Annotated in this window: 11 protein-coding genes and 1 rRNA gene; 7 read left to right on the plus strand and 5 right to left on the minus strand. The window is 64.5% G+C overall.

Annotation, left to right across the window (positions count from 1 at the left end):
- Window positions 1–20: 20 nt before the first annotated feature.
- Window positions 21–1,163, plus strand: a complete 1,143-nt coding sequence (locus AC1AXT_RS08460) for a hypothetical protein (protein ID WP_476542126.1) — start codon at window positions 21–23, stop codon at window positions 1,161–1,163.
- A gap of 172 nt (window positions 1,164–1,335) precedes the next feature.
- Here AC1AXT_RS08460 and rlmB read toward each other — a convergent pair whose 3' ends face one another.
- Complete coding sequence (gene rlmB / locus AC1AXT_RS08465; RefSeq protein ID WP_476542128.1) at window positions 1,336–2,322, minus strand: 23S rRNA (guanosine(2251)-2'-O)-methyltransferase RlmB; 987 nt, start codon at window positions 2,320–2,322, stop codon at window positions 1,336–1,338.
- A gap of 232 nt (window positions 2,323–2,554) precedes the next feature.
- Here rlmB and AC1AXT_RS08470 point away from each other — a divergent pair, with 232 nt between their 5' ends.
- Window positions 2,555–5,584 carry a cation-translocating P-type ATPase gene (locus AC1AXT_RS08470; RefSeq protein WP_476542129.1) on the plus strand — a complete coding sequence of 1,010 codons (3,030 nt, stop codon included), beginning with the start codon at window positions 2,555–2,557 and terminating at the stop codon, window positions 5,582–5,584.
- Between the two features lie 95 nt (window positions 5,585–5,679).
- Here the strand turns inward: AC1AXT_RS08470 and AC1AXT_RS08475 are convergent, their stop codons facing one another.
- A complete protein-coding gene (locus tag AC1AXT_RS08475) occupies window positions 5,680–7,284 on the minus strand; it encodes a hypothetical protein (RefSeq protein ID WP_476542131.1) in 1,605 nt (534 codons plus the stop codon).
- 607 nt (window positions 7,285–7,891) lie between these two features.
- Here AC1AXT_RS08475 and dcd point away from each other — a divergent pair.
- Window positions 7,892–8,473, plus strand: a complete 582-nt coding sequence (gene dcd, locus AC1AXT_RS08480) for a dCTP deaminase (protein WP_476542133.1) — start codon at window positions 7,892–7,894, stop codon at window positions 8,471–8,473.
- Here the strand turns inward: dcd and AC1AXT_RS08485 are convergent, their stop codons facing one another.
- Window positions 8,474–10,546 carry a Na+/H+ antiporter gene (locus AC1AXT_RS08485; protein ID WP_476542134.1) on the minus strand — a complete coding sequence of 691 codons (2,073 nt, stop codon included), beginning with the start codon at window positions 10,544–10,546 and terminating at the stop codon, window positions 8,474–8,476. It lies immediately after the preceding gene.
- A gap of 124 nt (window positions 10,547–10,670) precedes the next feature.
- Between AC1AXT_RS08485 and AC1AXT_RS08490 the strand changes: the two genes are divergently transcribed.
- Window positions 10,671–11,159 (plus strand): nucleoside deaminase, encoded by a 489-nt coding sequence (locus AC1AXT_RS08490; RefSeq protein ID WP_476542136.1) that lies wholly within the window; start codon window positions 10,671–10,673, stop codon window positions 11,157–11,159.
- 67 nt (window positions 11,160–11,226) lie between these two features.
- Here AC1AXT_RS08490 and AC1AXT_RS08495 read toward each other — a convergent pair whose 3' ends face one another.
- Entirely contained in the window at window positions 11,227–11,979 is a 753-nt protein-coding gene (locus tag AC1AXT_RS08495) for an alpha/beta hydrolase (RefSeq protein ID WP_476542138.1), read from the minus strand.
- Window positions 11,980–12,157: 178 nt separating this feature from the next.
- On the opposite strand from AC1AXT_RS08495, the gene AC1AXT_RS08500 reads away from it, so the two are divergent.
- Window positions 12,158–13,987, plus strand: coding sequence for an alpha-glucosidase (locus AC1AXT_RS08500; RefSeq protein ID WP_476542140.1), 1,830 nt, complete (start codon window positions 12,158–12,160; stop codon window positions 13,985–13,987).
- Between the two features lie 100 nt (window positions 13,988–14,087).
- A complete protein-coding gene (gene ilvA / locus AC1AXT_RS08505) occupies window positions 14,088–15,353 on the plus strand; it encodes a threonine ammonia-lyase (RefSeq protein ID WP_476542142.1) in 1,266 nt (421 codons plus the stop codon).
- Here ilvA and AC1AXT_RS08510 read toward each other — a convergent pair.
- Window positions 15,350–16,102, minus strand: coding sequence for an SIR2 family NAD-dependent protein deacylase (locus AC1AXT_RS08510; RefSeq protein WP_476542144.1), 753 nt, complete (start codon window positions 16,100–16,102; stop codon window positions 15,350–15,352). The genes ilvA and AC1AXT_RS08510 overlap by 4 nt on opposite strands.
- A gap of 434 nt (window positions 16,103–16,536) precedes the next feature.
- On the opposite strand from AC1AXT_RS08510, the gene AC1AXT_RS08515 reads away from it, so the two are divergent.
- Window positions 16,537–18,055, plus strand: a 16S ribosomal RNA gene (locus AC1AXT_RS08515).
- The last annotated feature ends 304 nt before the right edge of the window (window positions 18,056–18,359 follow it).

Below are 18,359 nucleotides of genomic sequence, written 5' to 3' on the forward strand. Positions count from 1 at the left end.
ACGGCGGGGATGATGGGGCCATGGCACAGAGAAAGGGCCGTCCCGGGGAGTGGGGCGACAGGCGCCGTACGTATCGCGGCAATCAATCGTATTATGGCGATCGCCGGCGCGTAAAGCCGCAGCCGGCGCAACCGGCGGAGCCGATCGACCTCGCCGAGGAAATGATTGCGCTGGAGCATGTCGAAGCGCAGGAAGGCGAGCCGCAGGAAGCGTGGCTGAAGCCCCCGAAATCTCCTGCAGAATGCCGTCAGATGGTCGGCCGCGACCTTACCGGCAACGAACGTGCCGTCATCGAATTCCATCAGCGGTTCCCCATCGGCCGACGCCGTGAATGCGCCGACGCCACCGGCGTGAGCATCAAGGCGGTGCGGCAGATCGACGTGCGGTTCGATCTTGGTTTTCCGGTGGAAAGCAACCGGGGCATCAAGGATCGCGATCTCAACCCGCGTGAACGCAGCGTCGTCAACTGGCTCAACGAACACCCGGAGGGCTCGCGCCGCGAATGCTCGCAGCAGACCGGCGTCGGCTACGGCACCGTCTGCGACATCGGTCGCCGGCTGAATCTGAAATTCCGCAGCAGCACGTCGAAGAAGCCGAATCCGTCGGGGCCAATCGCCGCCGACCAGTTCTCGGGCGCCTCGTCGTCGGGAATCCGCGGCGTATGGCGCACGAAGAGCAACACGTTCTTCGTCGTTATCGGCGTCGGCGGCGAAAAGAAGTACCTTGGCAGCTACGCGACGCTTGAGGAAGCGGCGGCCGTGCGCCGGCGCGCCGAGAAGCAGCGCGCCGAAGAGCAGGCTGCGGCGGGGCGCAAGTACACGCCGCTGCAGCAGACCATCGTCGACTGGATGGCCGAGCACCCCGGCTCCACCCGCAAGGAATGCGCCGAGGGCACCGGGCTCAAGTACTCGCAGGTCAAGCGCGCGGCGCAGAACCTGCCGGAAGTGAAGTTCCGCCTGTCGCCGGCCGCGCATCCCTCCGCGAGCGACCTTGAACGCGAAGCCCGGGAAGCCGCCGCCCGCGAAGCCGAAAATGCGGCCCCAAGAACCGCAAAGGCGCAGAACGCTGGCACCGGCACAGCCGATGCCGAGGCTTCCCAGCCCAAGCAACCTTGGAAACCAGAGGACCTCTTCAGCGAACGCGCCCCCAAAAAGGCCTACTGATTGGCTCTTCGCCTCTCGAGGCAGCTGCCTACTCAATCACAGGCACTAACACAATCACTAACACAATCACAAAGATGATTGTGTTAGTGATTGAGTGAGCGTGTTAGTGAGTGTGTGAGCGTGTTAGTGAGTGCGTTGAGAGGCCGAAAAGGCGCCCGAAGGCAAGCCACGCTTATTTGGCGGCGGCTTCGCGGCGGGCGCGGGAGACGGCGTAGAGCGTGATGCCAGCGGCGACCGACGCGTTGAGGCTCTCGACCATGCTGGTCATCGGAATGCCGGCGATGGCGTCGCACGCTTCGCGGGTAAGGCGCGAGAGCCCCTTGCCTTCCGAGCCGAGTACGACGACGAGCGGGTCGGTTTCGAAGCCGGTTTCGCCGACGAGCTTGTCGCCGCCGCCGTCAAGGCCGACGGCGTAGTAGCCCTGCTCCTTGAGCGCTTCGATGGCCTTCGTGAGGTTGACGACGCGGGCGACCGGCATGTGCGCGGCCGCGCCGGCCGACACCTTCCAGGCGGCCGCCGTCACCGAGGCGGAACGGCGCTCGGGAATGATGACGCCGTTGGCGCCGAACGCGGCCGCCGAACGGATGACGGCACCGAGATTCTGCGGGTCGGTAACGCCGTCCAGCGCAATGAACAGCGGGCGCGACTTGATGCGCGCGCTTTCCGATACGCCTTCCATCGCCTTCGCCTTGCGGTTGGCGCGCTCGGCCAGGTCGTGCAGCGACGAGTACTGGAACGGCGACGCCTTCATGACGATGCCCTGATGATGCGAAGAGCGGGCGATGCGGTCCATTTCCAGGCGGTCCGCCTCGAGGATGTTCAGGCCCTGCGCCCCGGCGAGCTTGACGATTTCGCGGGTGCGGTCGTCATGGTCGATGTGCGAAGCGATGTACAGCGTCGAGGCCGGAACGCCGACGCGCAGCGCCTCAAGCACCGAATTGCGCCCGATGACCATGTCGTCGCTGTCGGACGTGAACTTGTCGACGCGGCGGCGTGCGGCAAGGCGCGGATCGGAACGCTGCCGCTTCATCGATTCCTTCTTCGCCGCATACGCCTTGTGGTACACGCGGTCCTCGGCCTTCGGCGTGGGCCCCTTGCCGCGCAGTGCATTACGATGCTTTCCTCCCGACCCCTTGGTCGGTCCTTTCTTACTAGCCATGCCTTCCATCTTCCCAGCACCCCGAGCCAACATGCGCGTTTCTTGGAGCTTCTGCACGGCGCTTTGCCCGCCAGCTAATTCCGCGCCCCCGATATGGAATAATTGCAAACGAATGCATCGCGACGGTCGTCCGGTGCAACAACGAACCGCGCAGGTTCCGCTGCGCGTCGCCGGAACGTTCGCCAGCGACGCAAGGGCCTGACTACTCCGCGGCCAACCCAGGAGATTCAATATGGATGAACAGCAATACGAACGTATAGGGGACGCTACGGCGGTGTTCGACGACAATCCCGCCGTGCAACCCGAAAATCCCAAGGAAGAGGCGGAAGTGCGCGCCCAGCAGGCGCTGCTCAAGGGGGACGACCCGTCGCTGACCGACGCCGATGAAGTGGCCAAGCTGCTCGACGTCGATCCGAAGAAGGGCCTGACGAGCGAGGAAGCGAAGCGTCGCCGCGCCAAGTTCGGGCCCAACGAGCTGGCCAGCGCGCCGCCGGTGCCGAAGTGGAAGAAGTTCCTGCAGCAGTTCCAGGACCCGTTGGTCTACCTGCTGCTGGCCGCCACTGCCATCTCGCTGGTGGCATGGATCATCGAACGCGCGCACAACGCCGGCGGGGAGGGCGCCGAGGCGCTGCCGTTCGACGCCATCGTCATCGTGCTGATCCTCATCGTCAACGCCGTGCTCGGCTACGTGCAGGAAGCGAAGGCCGAACAGGCCGTCGATGCGCTGAGCCAGATGACGGCGCCGCAGACGAACGTGCTGCGCGACGGCCATGTACAGCGCATCAACACCGTCGACGTCGTCCCCGGCGACATCCTCGTGCTCGGCGAAGGCGATACCGTCGCGGCCGACGGCCGTCTGTTCGCCGCCGCGAGCCTGCGCATCGCCGAAGCGAGCCTGACCGGCGAATCGGTGCCGGTCGGCAAGAACCCGGAAACGCTCAAATCCGCCAAGGCGCTCGGCGACCGTTCGAACATGGTGTTCAACGGCACCTCCGTCACGCAGGGCACCGGCCGCGCCATCGTCACCGGCACCGGCATGAACACCCAGGTCGGCAAGATCGCCGACCTGCTGTCCGCCACCGACGACGACACGAGCCCGCTGCAGAAGGAAATGAACCACGTTTCGAAGATCCTCGGCATCGCCGTATGCATCATCGCCGTGGTCGTGCTGCTGGCGCTCGCCGTCATGGAAGGCTTCCACAGCATCGACGACGTCATCGATTCGCTGCTGCTGGCCGTCTCGCTGGCCGTCGCCGCCGTGCCGGAAGGCCTGGCCGCCATCCTCACCGTCGTGCTCGCGCTCGGCGTGCAGCGCATGGCGATGCACCATGCCATCGTCAAGAAGCTGCATTCGGTGGAGACGCTGGGTTCGGCGTCCGTCATCTGCTCCGACAAGACGGGCACGCTGACGAAGAACGAAATGACCGTAGAACGCGTCGTGACTCCTTCCGGCGAAGTGGAGATTACCGGCACCGGCTACGCTCCCGAAGGCGACATGGTCGAGCTCAACGGCGACGCGGTGCCCGAAGGCATCCGCCACGAAGTGTTCGCGACGCTGGGCGCCGGCTACCTTGCCAACGACGGCGAACTGCGCGCCGGCGACAAGCCGGGCACGTGGGACGTCGTCGGCGACCCGACCGAAGTCTCGATCATCGTTGCCGCGAAGAAGGTGCACGCCGACCGGCACTTCAAGCACTTCCGGCGCGTCGCTGAAATCCCGTTCACGTCGGACCGCAAGCGCATGTCCGTCATCGCGCAGGACACGACCGATGCCGGCAAGCTGTCGGTATTCGCCAAGGGCGCTCCGGACGTGCTGCTGAGCTACTGCGACCGCATCGCCGTCAACGGGGGCGCCGTGCGCAAGCTCACCGACGGCGACCGCCAGGATATCCTCGACGCCGTCGAGCGGCTCTCCGGCGAAGCGTACCGCACGCTCGGCTCCGCGTACCGTCCGCTGGAAACGGCGTCGCTCGCCGACGTCCCCGGCATCAAGACGAACGCGGCCGGCCAGCCGACCGACATCGCCGACCAGGCGGACGTCATCGAGAAGAACCTGATCTGGACCGGCATGGTCGGCATCATCGACCCGCCGCGTACCGAAGTGCGCGACGCCGTCGCCGAAGCGCACCGCGCGGGCATCCGCACGGTGATGATCACCGGCGACCACCCGCTGACCGCCACCCGCATCGCCCAGGACCTCGGCATCGTCGGCAAGGACGGCAAGGCCCTGACCGGCGAGGAGCTCGATGCGCTCAAGGCCCAGGGCGAGGAGGCGTTCGACAAGGCGACGGCCACGACGTCCGTCTTCGCCCGCGTGGCTCCGGAACATAAGCTGGAGATCGTCGAAAGCCTGCAGCGCCAGGGCAACATCGCGGCCATGACCGGCGACGGCGTCAACGACGCCCCGGCCGTCAAGTCCGCCGATATCGGCGTCGCGATGGGCATCACCGGCACCGAAGTGACGAAGGAATCGGCGAAGATGATCCTCGCCGACGACAACTTCTCCACCATCGTCGCCGCCGTGCGCGAAGGCCGCAACATCTTCGACAACATCCGCAAGTTCCTGCGCTACCTGCTGAGCTCGAACGTCGGCGAAGTGTTCACCGTGTTCGGCGGCGTCATGCTCGCCGGGTTCCTCGGCATTTCGGTGCCGGGTTCCGAAGGCGTCACCGTGCCGCTGCTGGCAACGCAGCTGCTGTGGATCAACCTGCTGACCGACGCCGCTCCGGCCCTCGCCATGGGCGTCGATCCGTCGACCGAGGACGTTATGAACCGCAAGCCGCGCAAGCTCACCGACCGCGTCATCGACAGCCAGATGTGGGGCGACATCATCTATGTCGGCATCATCATGGCCATCGTCACGCTGATCGGCATGGACATGCACCTGTCCGGCGGCCTGTTCACCGACCGCTCGGTCGCCGCCGTCGGCCATGAAGCGCAGATGACGGAAGCGCGCACGATGGGCTTCACGATCCTCGTGTTCGCCCAGCTGTTCAACGCGCTGTGCTCGCGCAGCCACTACGAGAGCGCCTTCCGCGGCTTCTTCGCGAACAAGTGGCTGTGGGGTGCCATCGCGCTGTCGATCGTGCTGCAGCTGCTGGTGATCTACGTGCCGTTCCTGAACGTCGCGTTCGGCACCACGCCGCTGGAGCCGATGGCATGGCTTGAGTGCATCTGCTTGGCCGCCGTGGTTCTGGTCGCCAGCGAGCTGCGCAAGATCGTCCTGCGCGCCCGCCGTCCCCAGGCCCCGGCCCTCGCCTAGCATTTCCGCTCAGCCCGAATAGCTATAGCAAAGGCCGGCTTGCGCAACGCTTAAGATTCAGCGGTTGCGCAAGCTGGCCTTCGCTTTTGCCGGGTTTAGTACCCCGTGCCGCTGGTATCGATACTGGCGTCCGTGCCGGTCCCGGTGTTACCGGTGGTGTCGTAGGAGTTGCTGCTGTCGGTAGTGCCCGTGCCGTCATCGGTGCCAGCCGACCCCGTCGTGCCGGTATCGTAGCCGTACGTCGAATTCTGCTGTTGCTGCTGCGCCTGCTGCTGTGCCTGCTGCTCGGCGAGCTGCTGCTGGTAGGCGGCTTCGGCGTCGTCGTTGGCCTTCTGCGTTTCGGATGCCTTGACGTCCGCGACGGCGGTATCGAGCGCCGCGGTGGACTTGTCGACGTCCTTCTGCGTCAGGTCGGACTTCGCGGCCACCTTCTTGGCGTCGGCAATCGCCGACAGCAGCGTTTCGCGGGTCGTTTCGTCGGCGACCTGCCCGGCCGTCGTGTCGTACGTCTCCTGCGCATCGTCGATCGCCGAATTCAGCGCATCCTGCAGCACCTTGACGTTTTCTTCCTTCATCGAGTCGGTCAACGCGGTGGCGGCGTTGGAAATCTGCTGCTGCACGTCCGCGGCCTTCGACTGGGCCGTCGTGAAGTCGTTGGCGGTCTGCTGCAGCATCGCCGTCGACAGCTGCGCGGTGCAGGCGCGCGGCGCGGCCGCCTCCGTCAGCGACGTGCCGTCCTTCAGTGCCTTCTGCAGCGTCGTGATGACGGCAGGGTCGCTCACCTTGCTCGCCGCGGTGGTGCCGAGCGCCTCGTTGCTGCTGATCGTTTTCTTCAGGCTGGCAATCGCCGCATCGTAGCTTTCCGACGCCGACTGGCAGCTCGACAGCGCGGCTTCCTGCGCCTTGCGGCTCTTGGTGGCGTTCCACCACAGGAACCCGCCCACGCCGGCGCCAACGACGAGCACCGCGACGACGATGATGGCGATGAGCTTCGCGTGGCTCTTCTTCTCCTTCGGCGCTTTTTTCGCGTGCTCTGCGGCGTCGCCGTCCTCCTCGTCGGCTTCGTCCTTCACCGGCACGCTGGGCGGCGTAATGACCGGCGAGGCGCCCCCGCCGGGCGCGCTCTTCCACTTGGTGCCGCTCGCCGTACGCGCCGGATGCTCCGGCTTGCCCGGTTCGACGGGCGGGAACATCGTCTGCGTGGAGGCGTCGGCCACCGGCGCCATCGTCACCGTCGTTTCGCCGTCGGCGTCACGCGCGGAGGCGCTCGGCACTTCGCTCAGCGGCTGCGTCAGCGGGTCGATCGTCAGCTTGACCGGCTGCGTCGCCGTCTTGTGCGGGGCGGCATGTGGCCGGTGTTTCTTTGATTTAGATTTTTTCGCGTTCTTATTGCTTCTATTCGTTCCGCTTTTGCGCGGTTGCGGTTCCGGGTCGGGCTCGGTGCTCGGGAAATCGCCGAACGAAAAGGTCGTCGTCGGCGCCAGCGGCTGCACCGACGTCGTCGCGGGCCCCTTGCCGTCGTCATCGAACGAGGGGAACACCAGCGGGTCGCTGATCGCCGGCATCGCCGGGGAAGAGGGCTTCGATTGCTGCGCCGGCGACGGGGGTGGCGGCACCGTTCCGGTTGCGGGCTGCGCGCCGGTTTCGTCCTGCTTGCCGCCTGCCTGCGTCGGCGACTCATCCTGATCGAGAAACGTCACGTTGCCCCCTCTCTGGCGCCTGCGTTGCCGTATGCCGCAAAGCAGGCGGAAAAAACAGTTCGTCTGGAAGTAAATACTACTGAAATCTGGAGATTTGTTCCCGTTTTTCCTTGCAAAAGATTGTTTCATCGCAATATCTTCATCGCGTAACGTCCCGGCGTCGCCGAAAAAGCCGGAGCAAAGAAGAAGCTCCGGCGGTTTCCCGCCGGAGCTCAAAGGAGAGAGAGAAGAAGAAAGAGGAAATATTCACTTGTAAGGAACGCTGTGCTGTGGTGTTCCGTATCAGCTTGGCTGATGGTTTAAGTATGCAGGGGCAATCTGGGGGAGCCGTTGCGTTTATCTGGCAGTTTCCTGAAAGCGGCCGCCATCGACGGGGGAACGGATGTCGTTATGCCAAGGGGGCTGGTTTCATCCGTGAGGCCACTGCCGCAAAGCGGGAACGTGCTGGATGGCGGGAACGAACCGAGGGCACTGCCATGCCCCTGTGGCGCCGTTGGGCGCCGTGGCAGCCCGCACTATCCCCCTAAGCGGCTACACTGAGGTGCGTATTGGCTGCCGCGTCGTGGCGGCCCGATGTTCCACGGGAAACGTGAAGGAGACTGGGACGATGCTGCTGTCCGATCGCGATATTCTGGCCGCGCAGGCCGAAGGGCATGTTTCGCTCGACCCGTGGACCCCGGAAATGGTGCAGCCGGCCTCGATTGACGTGCGCCTCGACCGTTTCTTCCGCCTGTTCAACAACCACGCGTACACCTATGTGGACCCGGCCGAAAACCAGGGCGAGCTGACCGAGCAGTTCGAAGTTGCCCCCAACGAGCCGTGGATCCTGCATCCGGGGGAGTTCGCGCTCGGTTCCACGTGGGAATACGTCAAGCTCGACGCCACGCTCGCCGCGCGCCTCGAAGGCAAGAGCTCGCTGGGGCGCCTGGGCATCCTGACGCATTCGACGGCCGGCTTCATCGACCCCGGTTTCGAAGGCCACATCACGCTCGAGCTGTCGAACGTCTCGACGCTGCCGGTCAAGCTGTGGCCCGGCATGAAGATCGGCCAGATGTGCTTCTTCCAGCTCTCGAGCCCCGCCGAGCATCCGTACGGTTCGCAGGGCACCGGCTCGCACTACCAGGGCCAGCGCGGCCCGACGCCGTCGCGCAGCTACGAGCACTTCTACCGCGCCGACATTTCCGACTGATTAGAAGCTTGCGTCGGCGTCCACGCTCATCACGTAGACGTTGCGCCGCAGCTGCCTGCTCTGCGCGCGCGTGATTTCACCCGCCTCGTACAGGTCCTGGATGACGCCGAGCTCGATGCCGTAGCTTTCGCGCTTGTATTCCTCGACCTTCGTAATCATCTGCGCCGAATTGCCGACACTCGGCCGCGAACGCAGCGTCGCCGCCGCGCGCCGGTAGTCGAGCAGCAGCGATGAGCAGTATTCGGTGTCGTAATGCTCGCCGCCCATTTCGTCATAGAGATGGTCGATGACGTGGTCGATGGCGTCGCACTGGATCTGCCGGCTGCGTGCGAACACCTCGTCGTCCGTCGCCAGCGGCGCCGTGCGGCGGATCTTGCCGGCGATGCGCCGTCCCAGCAGCGTCGTATGGCGCTGCAGCGCGCGGAACCGGCCGCGCAGCATCCATACGATATGCGCCGAATCATGGTCGGTGCTCGTATGGCGCAGCGTCTTCATGATCTGGTCGAGCAGCCGCTCGCACGCCTCGACTTCCGTTTCCTGCGCCGCCTTGTCCTCCAGCGGGTGCGCCTTGATGTCCGCGAGCCGCTGCTTGACGTACTCCTTCTCCCAGTTGAGCGCGGCGAGCTGCAGCTCCTGGTAGCCGGCCGGGTCGGTGGCGCCGAGCTGCTGCTTGATGCGCGTGATGCGCTTCGTATAGGAGTCGATGATCGGCATGATGGCGGCGCGGTTCTCGTCGGTCGCGCGTTCGGCGAGCTCCTCGACGGTACGGCGCAGCACCTCCACCGAAATCTCGTTGATTTCCTTCGATGGGTCGCCGGAACGGTTCGGCGCGAGCACCGGCAGCAGGAAGTTGGCGAGCAGGAGCGTGACGAGGATGACGCCGCCGGCGACGAAGATCAGTTCGTCGCGCATCGGGAACCATTCGCCGCTCGCGATCGTGTAGGGAATCGTGAACATCAGCGAGAGCGTAATCGTGCCCTTCGGGCCGCCGAACGTCATGACGGCCGCCGCCCGCCAGCGTTCCTTCGTCATCTTGCGCCGCTGCCGGGTCGTTTCATGCCGCGTGATGCGCAGCATGCCGGAGACCCACAGGAACCGCATGGCGATAACGATGAGCGACACGACGCCGATGACGCCGATCAGCGTCCAGTTCGAAATCGACGGGTCGCTCCAGCTGGCGCGCATCGCGCCGGGCAGCAGCATGCCGAGCAGGATGAACACGGTGCCGTTGAGCGAGAACGACAGCACGCTCCACACGCTGGACGCCACGATGTTCGTACGCGCGACGTTCGGCCCGATGCCGGTGCGGTCGAAGTTGATGAGCAGCCCGGCCGCCACGACCGCGAGGATGCCGGAAACGCCCAGCGCCTCCGCGCCCAGGTACAGCAGGAACGGCAGGAACAGCTCCATGAGAATGCGGGTGGTGGTGGTTTCCCACCCCAGCGAGCGGATCGTTTCGAACAGCCAGTTCGTCACCAGCCCCACGACGACGCCGAACAGCGTGCCCCCGATGAAGCTGACGACGAACTCGCCAATCGCTTCGCCCACCTGGAATACGCCGGTCGTCGCCGCCGCGATGGCGAACTGGAAGCCGACGATGCCGGACGCGTCGTTGAACAGCGATTCGCCTTTGAGCACCCCCACCTGCCGTTGCGACAGCGACGCCTCGTTCGACAGCGAGCTGACGGCGACGGCGTCGGTCGGCCCGAGCGCCGCGCCGAGCGCCAGCGCCGCCGCGAGCGGCACGATCGGCCAGATGGCGTGCAGCAGGAACCCGACGGCGACCATCGTCGCGATTGCCAGCCCGATGGCCAGCGACAGCGACAGCTTCAGCGACTTGATGAGCTGCGTCTTGTTGATTTCGTGCGCTTCAAGGTACAGCAGCGGCGCAATGAACAGCACCATGAACAGTTCGGGGTCGAGTTCGACGTCGGGAAAGAACGGCAGCTGGGAAAGCACGATGCCGAGCGCGATCTGGACCAGCGGAGTGGAGACTTTCGGAATGAAGCGGCTGAGAAACGATGACAGCACCACCGCAGCGATGATGTAGAGGATCATTTCAAAAACCGCCATTGGCCGCTCCTTTGGTCGCTTGAACTAGGGGGTATGAGATTCAATCGATTCTATCTGTCCAATATTTCGAACGTCTCACATTGCGGCTGGCAAACCCGCCGCGGCAACGGCTACGCTGGGAGGCATGCAGCTAGCCACGCAGTCAGGGAACGTACGCCGCTTTGATGCGGCGATGGAAGCGGCGATGGCGCTCGCCGCCGACGCCGCTTCCTCGAACGAGATTCCGGTCGGCGCGCTCGTGCTGGACCCCGCCGGCAACGTCATCGGCCGCGGACGCAACCGCCGGGAGGAAACGGACGATCCGCTCGCCCACGCCGAAGTGGTGGCGATGCGCGAGGCCGCGGCGCAACTCGGCGGCTGGAATCTGGAAGACTGCACGCTCGTCGTCACGCTGGAACCGTGCCCGATGTGCGCGGGCGCGTGCCTGCAGGCGCACGTCGGGCGCATCGTGTTCGGCGCCTGGGACGCCAAGCTCGGCGCGTGCGGTTCCGTCTGGGACATTCCCCGCGATCCGCACGTCGGCACCGTTCCGGAAGTCTATGGCGGCATCCGCGAACGCGAGTGCGCCGCCCAGCTCTCCGCCTTCTTCCGCGCCCGGCGCGCGCAATCCTGACGCTGCGCGCCCTTCCGACCCGGCCAGGAAGCGGAAATCTTAGGAAAGATTCCGGCCAATCCGGCCGCTACATCAGCCCCGACGTAATGTCGTTGGCGACGAGCCACTCGCGCAGGTCGGCGAACTCCGGCAGACACACGGCATGGTCGACGCCCGGGTACTCCTTGACGGTCAGCCATGTGTTCTCTTCAAGCCACGCAATCGTTTCGTAGATCGCGTAGCGCGGAATGACGTTGTCGGCGGTGCCGTAGCCGTAGAACGTGGGGATGTTCAGGTCCGTGAGCCGTTCGTCGGCCGGCGCCGTGCCGGCGACGTTGCCGGGCGCGAGGAATCCGGACAGGCAGATCGCCGCCCGGTAGCGTTCGGGGTGCACGCGCAGCAGCTGGATCGCCAGCATGCCGCCCTGCGAAAAGCCGATCGGCACGACGTCGCGTTCCGGCGCGACGTTCGCGGCGACCCACCGGTCGATGGCGCTGGCGGCGGCGAACGCGTCGTAGTCGAGGTCGTCGCCGGACGGCACCGCGTCGTGCAGCCACGAATAGGCGCCGGGAGTGCCGAACATCCCGGCGTTGCTGGCCGCCTGCAGCGTCAGCGGCGCCCGCAGCGACACGTAGTCGTTGTACGGGGCGACGTACTGCATCATGTCGGCGAGGTCGTTCTCGTTCGAACCCCAGCCGTGCAGGCACAGGAACAGCGGACGGGTGGGGTTCGCGGCGCCGTCGCCGCGCGACGTAACGGCATGGGAGATTTCCAGCGGCTCGCCAAAGCGGCCGGGAACGACCGGCGACGGCCGGCCGACCAGCGGTGAATCTTCAGTCATAGTGCCAATATAGTGCGCTCGCGTTGCGCAATGTCAACGGACAAGCGGAATGCGAACGTGCGAGTATGAAAATCGCCGCAGCCAATATCAGTGCCGTACAATGCCGTTCCAAGAGCCGGTTGCGAGGGGCACAATGGAACGCAACGGGCACAAGATTCGAAGCAAAGGAGCGAACGTCATGACGTCGAAAGAACGGCAGTCACTTCCCGACAACATCGCAACGAACGGCGCGCAGCCGAACCCTTGGTGGGCCAACGCCGTTGCATACCAGATCTATCCCCGCAGCTTCCAGGACTCGAACAACGACGGCATCGGCGACCTCAAGGGCATCACGCGGCGCCTGCCGTACCTCGCCGACCTCGGCATCGACGTGCTGTGGCTCAGCCCGGTGTTCGCCTCGCCGCAGGACGACAACGGCTACGATATTTCCGACTACCAGGCCATCGACCCGATGTTCGGCACGATGGACGACATGGATGCGCTGATCGCCAGGGCGCATGAGCTGGGCATCAAGGTGATCATGGACCTGGTCGTCAACCATACGTCCGACGAGCATGCGTGGTTCCAGGCCTCGCGCGACAAGGACGATCCGCATGCCGACTGGTACTGGTGGCGTCCGGCGCGCCCCGGCTTCGAACCCGGCACCCCGGGCGCCGAACCGAACGAATGGGGCTCGTATTTCGGCGGTTCCGCTTGGCAGTACGACCCCAAGCGCGGCGAATACTTCCTGCACCAGTATTCGAAGAAGCAGCCGGACCTCAACTGGGAGAACCCGGCGGTGCGCCGCGCGGTGTACGACATGATGAACTGGTGGATGGACCGCGGCATCGACGGCTTCCGCATGGACGTCATCACGCAGATTTCGAAGGTCACCGACGCCAACGGCAAGCTGCCTGGCGAAGCGGGCAGCGAAATCGACGACCTGCCGGTCGGCGAGGAGGGCTATTCGTCGCCGTTCCCGTTCTGCTCGGACGGCCCGCGCCTCGACGAGTTCCTCAAGGAAATGCGCCGCGAGGTGTTCGACGGCCGCGACGGGTTCCTCACGGTCGGCGAGGCGCCGGGCGTGCATGCCGACCGCAACGAGGTCATCACCGATCCGGCCAACGGCGAGCTCGACATGCTGTTCCAGTTCGACCACGTCGGCATCGACCAGGAAGGCTCGAAGTGGCAGGGCATTCCGTTCGACGTGCGCCGGCTGCGCCACGAGCTTGCGGCCCAGCAGGACGCGGTGCGCGAGAAGGGCTGGACGAGCCTGTTCACGTCCAACCACGACCAGCCGCGCGTCGCCTCGCGCTGGGGCGATGAATCGCCCGAATCGGCCAAGGCCTTCGGCATGCTCATCCACCTGCACCGCGGCACCCCGTACATCTACCAGGGCGAAGAGCTGGGCATGACGAACGCGCATTTCACGCGCCTCGAGCAGTACCGCGACCTGGAGACGCTCAACGCCTACCGCCAGCGCGTCGAAGAGGCCAAGGTACAGTCGGCCGACTCGATGATGGAAGGGTTCGCGCGCTTCGGCCGCGACAACTCTCGTACGCCGATGCAATGGGACGCCTCCAAGTACGCCGGCTTCATGGATGCCGTCGCCGCCCAGCTGGCCGGCGCCGAACCGTGGCTCGCCGTCAACCCCAACCACAAGACCATCAATGCCGCGCTCGAGGTGCGCGACCCGGACTCGGTGTTCTCGTTCTACCAGCAGCTCATCGCGCTGCGCCACCGCGAGCCGGTCGTCGCCGCCGGAGAGTGGAAGCTCGTCGACGACGATGACGAGTCGGTGTACGCATTCACGCGCACGCTCGGCGACGAGGAGCTGCTCGTCGCCATCAACCTCACCGACCATGAGGCGAAGCTGCCGAAGCACACCGCCAAGCGCGTGCCGCGCGGCGGCGACGGCACCGTCGACCCGAACGCCATCGTGCTGTCGACGTATGACGCCGTGCACAGCGCCGCTAGCCTCAACGCCGGCACGCTGAGCCCCTGGGAAGGCGTCATCGTCCGCCGCTGACAGCGCCGTGGAACGTCCCCTCGATGGGGCGTTCCACGTTTGTGGTCACAGAACGGACATCCCCTCGCCGCGGGAATCTTGAATTCCTAGAATCTCGCTTATGGAACAAAAAGACGTGTTGCAGGCAATGCGGCGAGACCACGCTGCCGAACTGAAGCTGGCCAAGGAACGACTCGACGGAACGGCGCGGCACACCGAGATTATCGAATCTCCCGCGCTTTCCGAAATGACCGGCCACCGGATTCTGATGAAGCCGGAAAACCTTCAGGTGACCGGCTCGTTCAAAATCCGCGGCGCCTACAACAAGATCGCGTCGCTTACCGAAGACGAACTCGAGCGCGGCATCGTCACCGCTTCCGCTGGAAACCACGCGCAGGGCGTGGCGTACGCGGCGCGCGAACGCGGCGCCAAGGCGACGATCTGCATGCCGCAGATCACGCCGCCGCTCAAGGTCGACGCCACGAAGGCGTACGGCGCCGACGTCGTGCTCAAGGGCGACGTATTCGACGAGGCCGCGGCCTACGCCATCGAGCTGAGCCAGACGGAGGGCATGACCTACGTCGCGCCGTTCGACGACTACGAGGTGCTGTGCGGCCAGGGCACGATCGCGATGGAGATCCTCGAAGACGTCCCCGACGTCACCGACATCGTCGTGCCGCTCGGCGGCGGCGGCCTCGGCGCCGGCGTTGCGCTCGCCGTGAAGATGTTCCGCCCGGAAGTGCGCGTCATCGGCGCGATTCCGGAAGGGTCGCCGGCGTTCCGCAAGTCGTTCGCCGCCGGACGCGTCGTGCCTGCCGACCAGGTCGTGACGTCGGCGGAAGGCGTCGCCGTCAAGCGCCCCGGCGACCTGACGTTCGCGCTGCTCAATGAGTTCCTCGACGACCTCGTCGAGGTGTCCGAGCGCGACATCAACGAAATGATCCTGCTGATGCTTGAAAAGCACAAGATGGTCGTCGAAGCGGCCGGCGCCGTGTCCCTCGCCGCGCTCGAGCACCTGAACCTGCGTTCGCGCAAGTTCGCGGCGGCCGAAGGCGAGCACGTCGTCGTTCCGATCGTGTCCGGCGGCAACATCGACACCGTCACGATCGGCGCCGTCATCCAGAAGGGCATGATCGCCCGTGGCCGCATCATGAACTTCGAAGTGGAGCTGCCGGACGTGCCGGGCCAGCTGCTGAAGGTCGCATCGCTGCTCGCGCAGTGCCGCGCCAACGTCATCGCGCTTGACCACGACCAGTTCAAGGCGTCGGGCCACTACACGAATGCCGTCGCGCTGGGCGTCACCGTCGAAACGAACGGCCCGGACCATATCGAGCAGATCCTCGCCACGCTGCGCGACGCCGGCTTCACCCCGAAGCGGATCTACTAGTTCCCGGCAATCGTTTCTTCGACGAGCGCTGGCAATGCTTCGGCGATGTCTTCATGGATGAGCCGCGTGGCGAGCCGGTCGTACTGCGTGCGCCCCATGTTCATGATGGTGATCGGCACGCCGGCCTGCGCCGCCACGGGCACCAGCGAAGCAGCGGGGAACACTTCCAGCGTCGAGCCGATGACCCACAGTTCGTCGGCTTTCTGCACTTCGCGCATCGAGCGTTCCATCGCGCCGTCCGGCAGCGCCTCGCCGAAATAGACGACGTCGGTTTTCAGCAGCCCGTTGCACGGCATATTGCCCGAGTACGGCAGCTGGCGATGGCAATGCGGGTCCGGTTCCTCATCGAGATTCGCCATGATGTCGGCGGTATCGTACTTCTTGTGGCACTTCATGCAGTGCGACGTGCCGATCGTGCCGTGCAGATTGACGATGAGGTCCGGGCTGTTGCCGGCTTTTTCGTGCAGCGCATCGAAATTCTGCGTGGCCAGCAGGCTCAGCATCCCCGCTTTCTCGAGATCGACGAGCGCATAGTGCGCTTTGCCTGGCTTCGCGTTCCATACCGGAGATTCCTTCTGCCAGCGCCAGGAATATTCCCGCGCTTCCTTGTCGGAAAGGAACGCGTCGATGTCGTACACCGACATTTGATCGGGATGTTTCGTCCACACGCCATCCGGCCCACGGAAATCCGGAATTCCAGCCGACGTCGAAATCCCCGCTCCCGTAAGCACAGCAATCTTTCTACCCATACCCGCGATTCTACGCCGGCGCCTGCCTGATTTTTGCCGTGTGTGCGACACGCCGTGGAGCCCAGTGTTTGCAGGGGTTTTGGGGTTGGGGGTTGCGGTTTTCGCGTTGGGCGTGTAAGTTGTTCTCTTGCTGCCGCTGAGCCGGCCGGGCGGGTTCCGCCCCGGTGTTCCGGGCTTGGCGCGTGGTGGTGGTTTGAGAACTCAAGAGCGTGTACTGTACTACTTGAATATGGCAGACCTTCTGGTTTGCTTCGAGTGTTTTTGATTGCCAGTCCGGCTTCCGCTCCCGTTTGGGAGTCCATTAGGTTGGTTGATGGGGGCCGGGGTTTTTGCTTGCCCTTTCCTTATAAGGGCTTGCGGTACTTCAATGCCTGGCCTTTGGCTGGGTGGTTGATTTCTTATTTTTGGAGCCGATATGGTTCCTGACACAGTTTTTTGTGGAGGGTTCGATTCTGGCTCAGGATGAACGCTGGCGGCGTGCTTAACACATGCAAGTCGAACGGGATCCTGGCCCTTCGGGGCTGGGTGAGAGTGGCGAACGGGTGAGTAATGCGTGACCGACCTGCCCCATGCACCGGCATAGCTCCTGGAAACGGGTGGTAATTCCGGATNGGAAAGGCCTTTTTGGCGGCGTGGGATGGGGTCGCGTCCTATCAGCTTGTTGGCGGGGCAATGGCCCACCAAGGCTTTGACGGGTAGCCGGCCTGAGAGGGCGACCGGCCACATTGGGACTGAGATACGGCCCAGACTCCTACGGGAGGCAGCAGTGGGGAATATTGCACAATGGGCGCAAGCCTGATGCAGCGACGCCGCGTGCGGGATGGAGGCCTTCGGGTTGTAAACCGCTTTTGTTCACGAGCAAGGCCATCCTTCTGGGTGGTTGAGTGTAGTGTTCGAATAAGCACCGGCTAACTACGTGCCAGCAGCCGCGGTAATACGTAGGGTGCAAGCGTTATCCGGATTTATTGGGCGTAAAGGGCTCGTAGGCGGCCCGTCGCGTCTGGTGTGAAAGTCCATCGCTTAACGGTGGATTCGCGCCGGGTACGGGCGGGCTTGAGTGCGGTAGGGGAGAACGGAATTCCCGGTGTAACGGTGGAATGTGTAGATATCGGGAAGAACACCGATGGCGAAGGCAGTTCTCTGGGCCGCTACTGACGCTGAGGAGCGAAAGCGTGGGGAGCGAACAGGATTAGATACCCTGGTAGTCCACGCCGTAAACGGTGGATGCTGGATGTGGGGCCCTTTCCATGGGTTCCGTGTCGGAGCCAACGCGTTAAGCATCCCGCCTGGGGAGTACGGCCGCAAGGCTAAAACTCAAAGAAATTGACGGGGGCCCGCACAAGCGGCGGAGCATGCGGATTAATTCGATGCAACGCGAAGAACCTTACCTGGGCTTGACATGTTCCCGGCAGCGCCAGAGATGGCGTTTCCCTTCGGGGCGGGTTCACAGGTGGTGCATGGTCGTCGTCAGCTCGTGTCGTGAGATGTTGGGTTAAGTCCCGCAACGAGCGCAACCCTCGCCGCATGTTGCCAGCACGTCATGGTGGGAACTCATGCGGGACCGCCGGGGTTAACTCGGAGGAAGGTGGGGATGACGTCAGATCATCATGCCCCTTACGTCCAGGGCTTCACGCATGCTACAATGGCCGGTACAACGCGATGCGACATCGTGAGGTGGAGCGGATCGCTGAAAACCGGTCTCAGTTCGGATCGCAGTCTGCAACCCGACTGCGTGAAGGCGGAGTCGCTAGTAATCGCAGATCAGCAACGCTGCGGTGAATGCGTTCCCGGGCCTTGTACACACCGCCCGTCAAGTCATGAAAGTGGGTAGCGCCCGAAGCCGGTGGCCCGACCACCTTCTGGTGGGGGGAGCCGTCTAAGGCGAGACCCGTGATTGGGACTAAGTCGTAACAAGGTAGCCGTACCGGAAGGTGCGGCTGGATCACCTCCTTTCTACGGAGACATGAAACTGGAATCCCTTCCCAAGCGTCCCTGCTTTTCCGGGGTGCTGGGGGTTCCTTGCTGGCTATGGAAGAGATCGGGGATCGCGTCCTTGTGGCGCGGGTATGGTGCATGCTGTTGGGTTCCCGAACCGCCACGTGTGGCGTTTGGGATGCCCTCCCCGCTTCCGGGGCCTTCCTGCTGGAGGGTGCTTGGCGGCGGCGCGTGGGGTGGCGGTTTGAGAACTGGAGAGTGGACGCGGGCAGACGATGGTCCGGTTTGGACTGTTGTCTGCTTGTACTGTGCGCCATGGCCC

The organism is Bifidobacterium sp. LH_450 (genome assembly GCF_056356715.1).

Excerpts from the sequence above, each read along its gene's own strand:
- ilvA (WP_476542142.1), top strand. The coding sequence starts at position 14,088 with ATGGAACAAAAAGACGTGTTGCAGGCAATGCGGCGAGACCACGCTGCC.
- AC1AXT_RS08485 (WP_476542134.1), bottom strand. The coding sequence starts at position 10,546 with ATGGCGGTTTTTGAAATGATCCTCTACATCATCGCTGCGGTGGTGCTG.
- AC1AXT_RS08470 (WP_476542129.1), top strand. The coding sequence starts at position 2,555 with ATGGATGAACAGCAATACGAACGTATAGGGGACGCTACGGCGGTGTTC.
- AC1AXT_RS08490 (WP_476542136.1), top strand. The coding sequence starts at position 10,671 with ATGCAGCTAGCCACGCAGTCAGGGAACGTACGCCGCTTTGATGCGGCG.
- AC1AXT_RS08460 (WP_476542126.1), top strand. The coding sequence starts at position 21 with ATGGCACAGAGAAAGGGCCGTCCCGGGGAGTGGGGCGACAGGCGCCGT.
- rlmB (WP_476542128.1), bottom strand. The coding sequence starts at position 2,322 with ATGGCTAGTAAGAAAGGACCGACCAAGGGGTCGGGAGGAAAGCATCGT.
- AC1AXT_RS08495 (WP_476542138.1), bottom strand. The coding sequence starts at position 11,979 with ATGACTGAAGATTCACCGCTGGTCGGCCGGCCGTCGCCGGTCGTTCCC.
- AC1AXT_RS08500 (WP_476542140.1), top strand. The coding sequence starts at position 12,158 with ATGACGTCGAAAGAACGGCAGTCACTTCCCGACAACATCGCAACGAAC.
- dcd (WP_476542133.1), top strand. The coding sequence starts at position 7,892 with ATGCTGCTGTCCGATCGCGATATTCTGGCCGCGCAGGCCGAAGGGCAT.
- AC1AXT_RS08510 (WP_476542144.1), bottom strand. The coding sequence starts at position 16,102 with ATGGGTAGAAAGATTGCTGTGCTTACGGGAGCGGGGATTTCGACGTCG.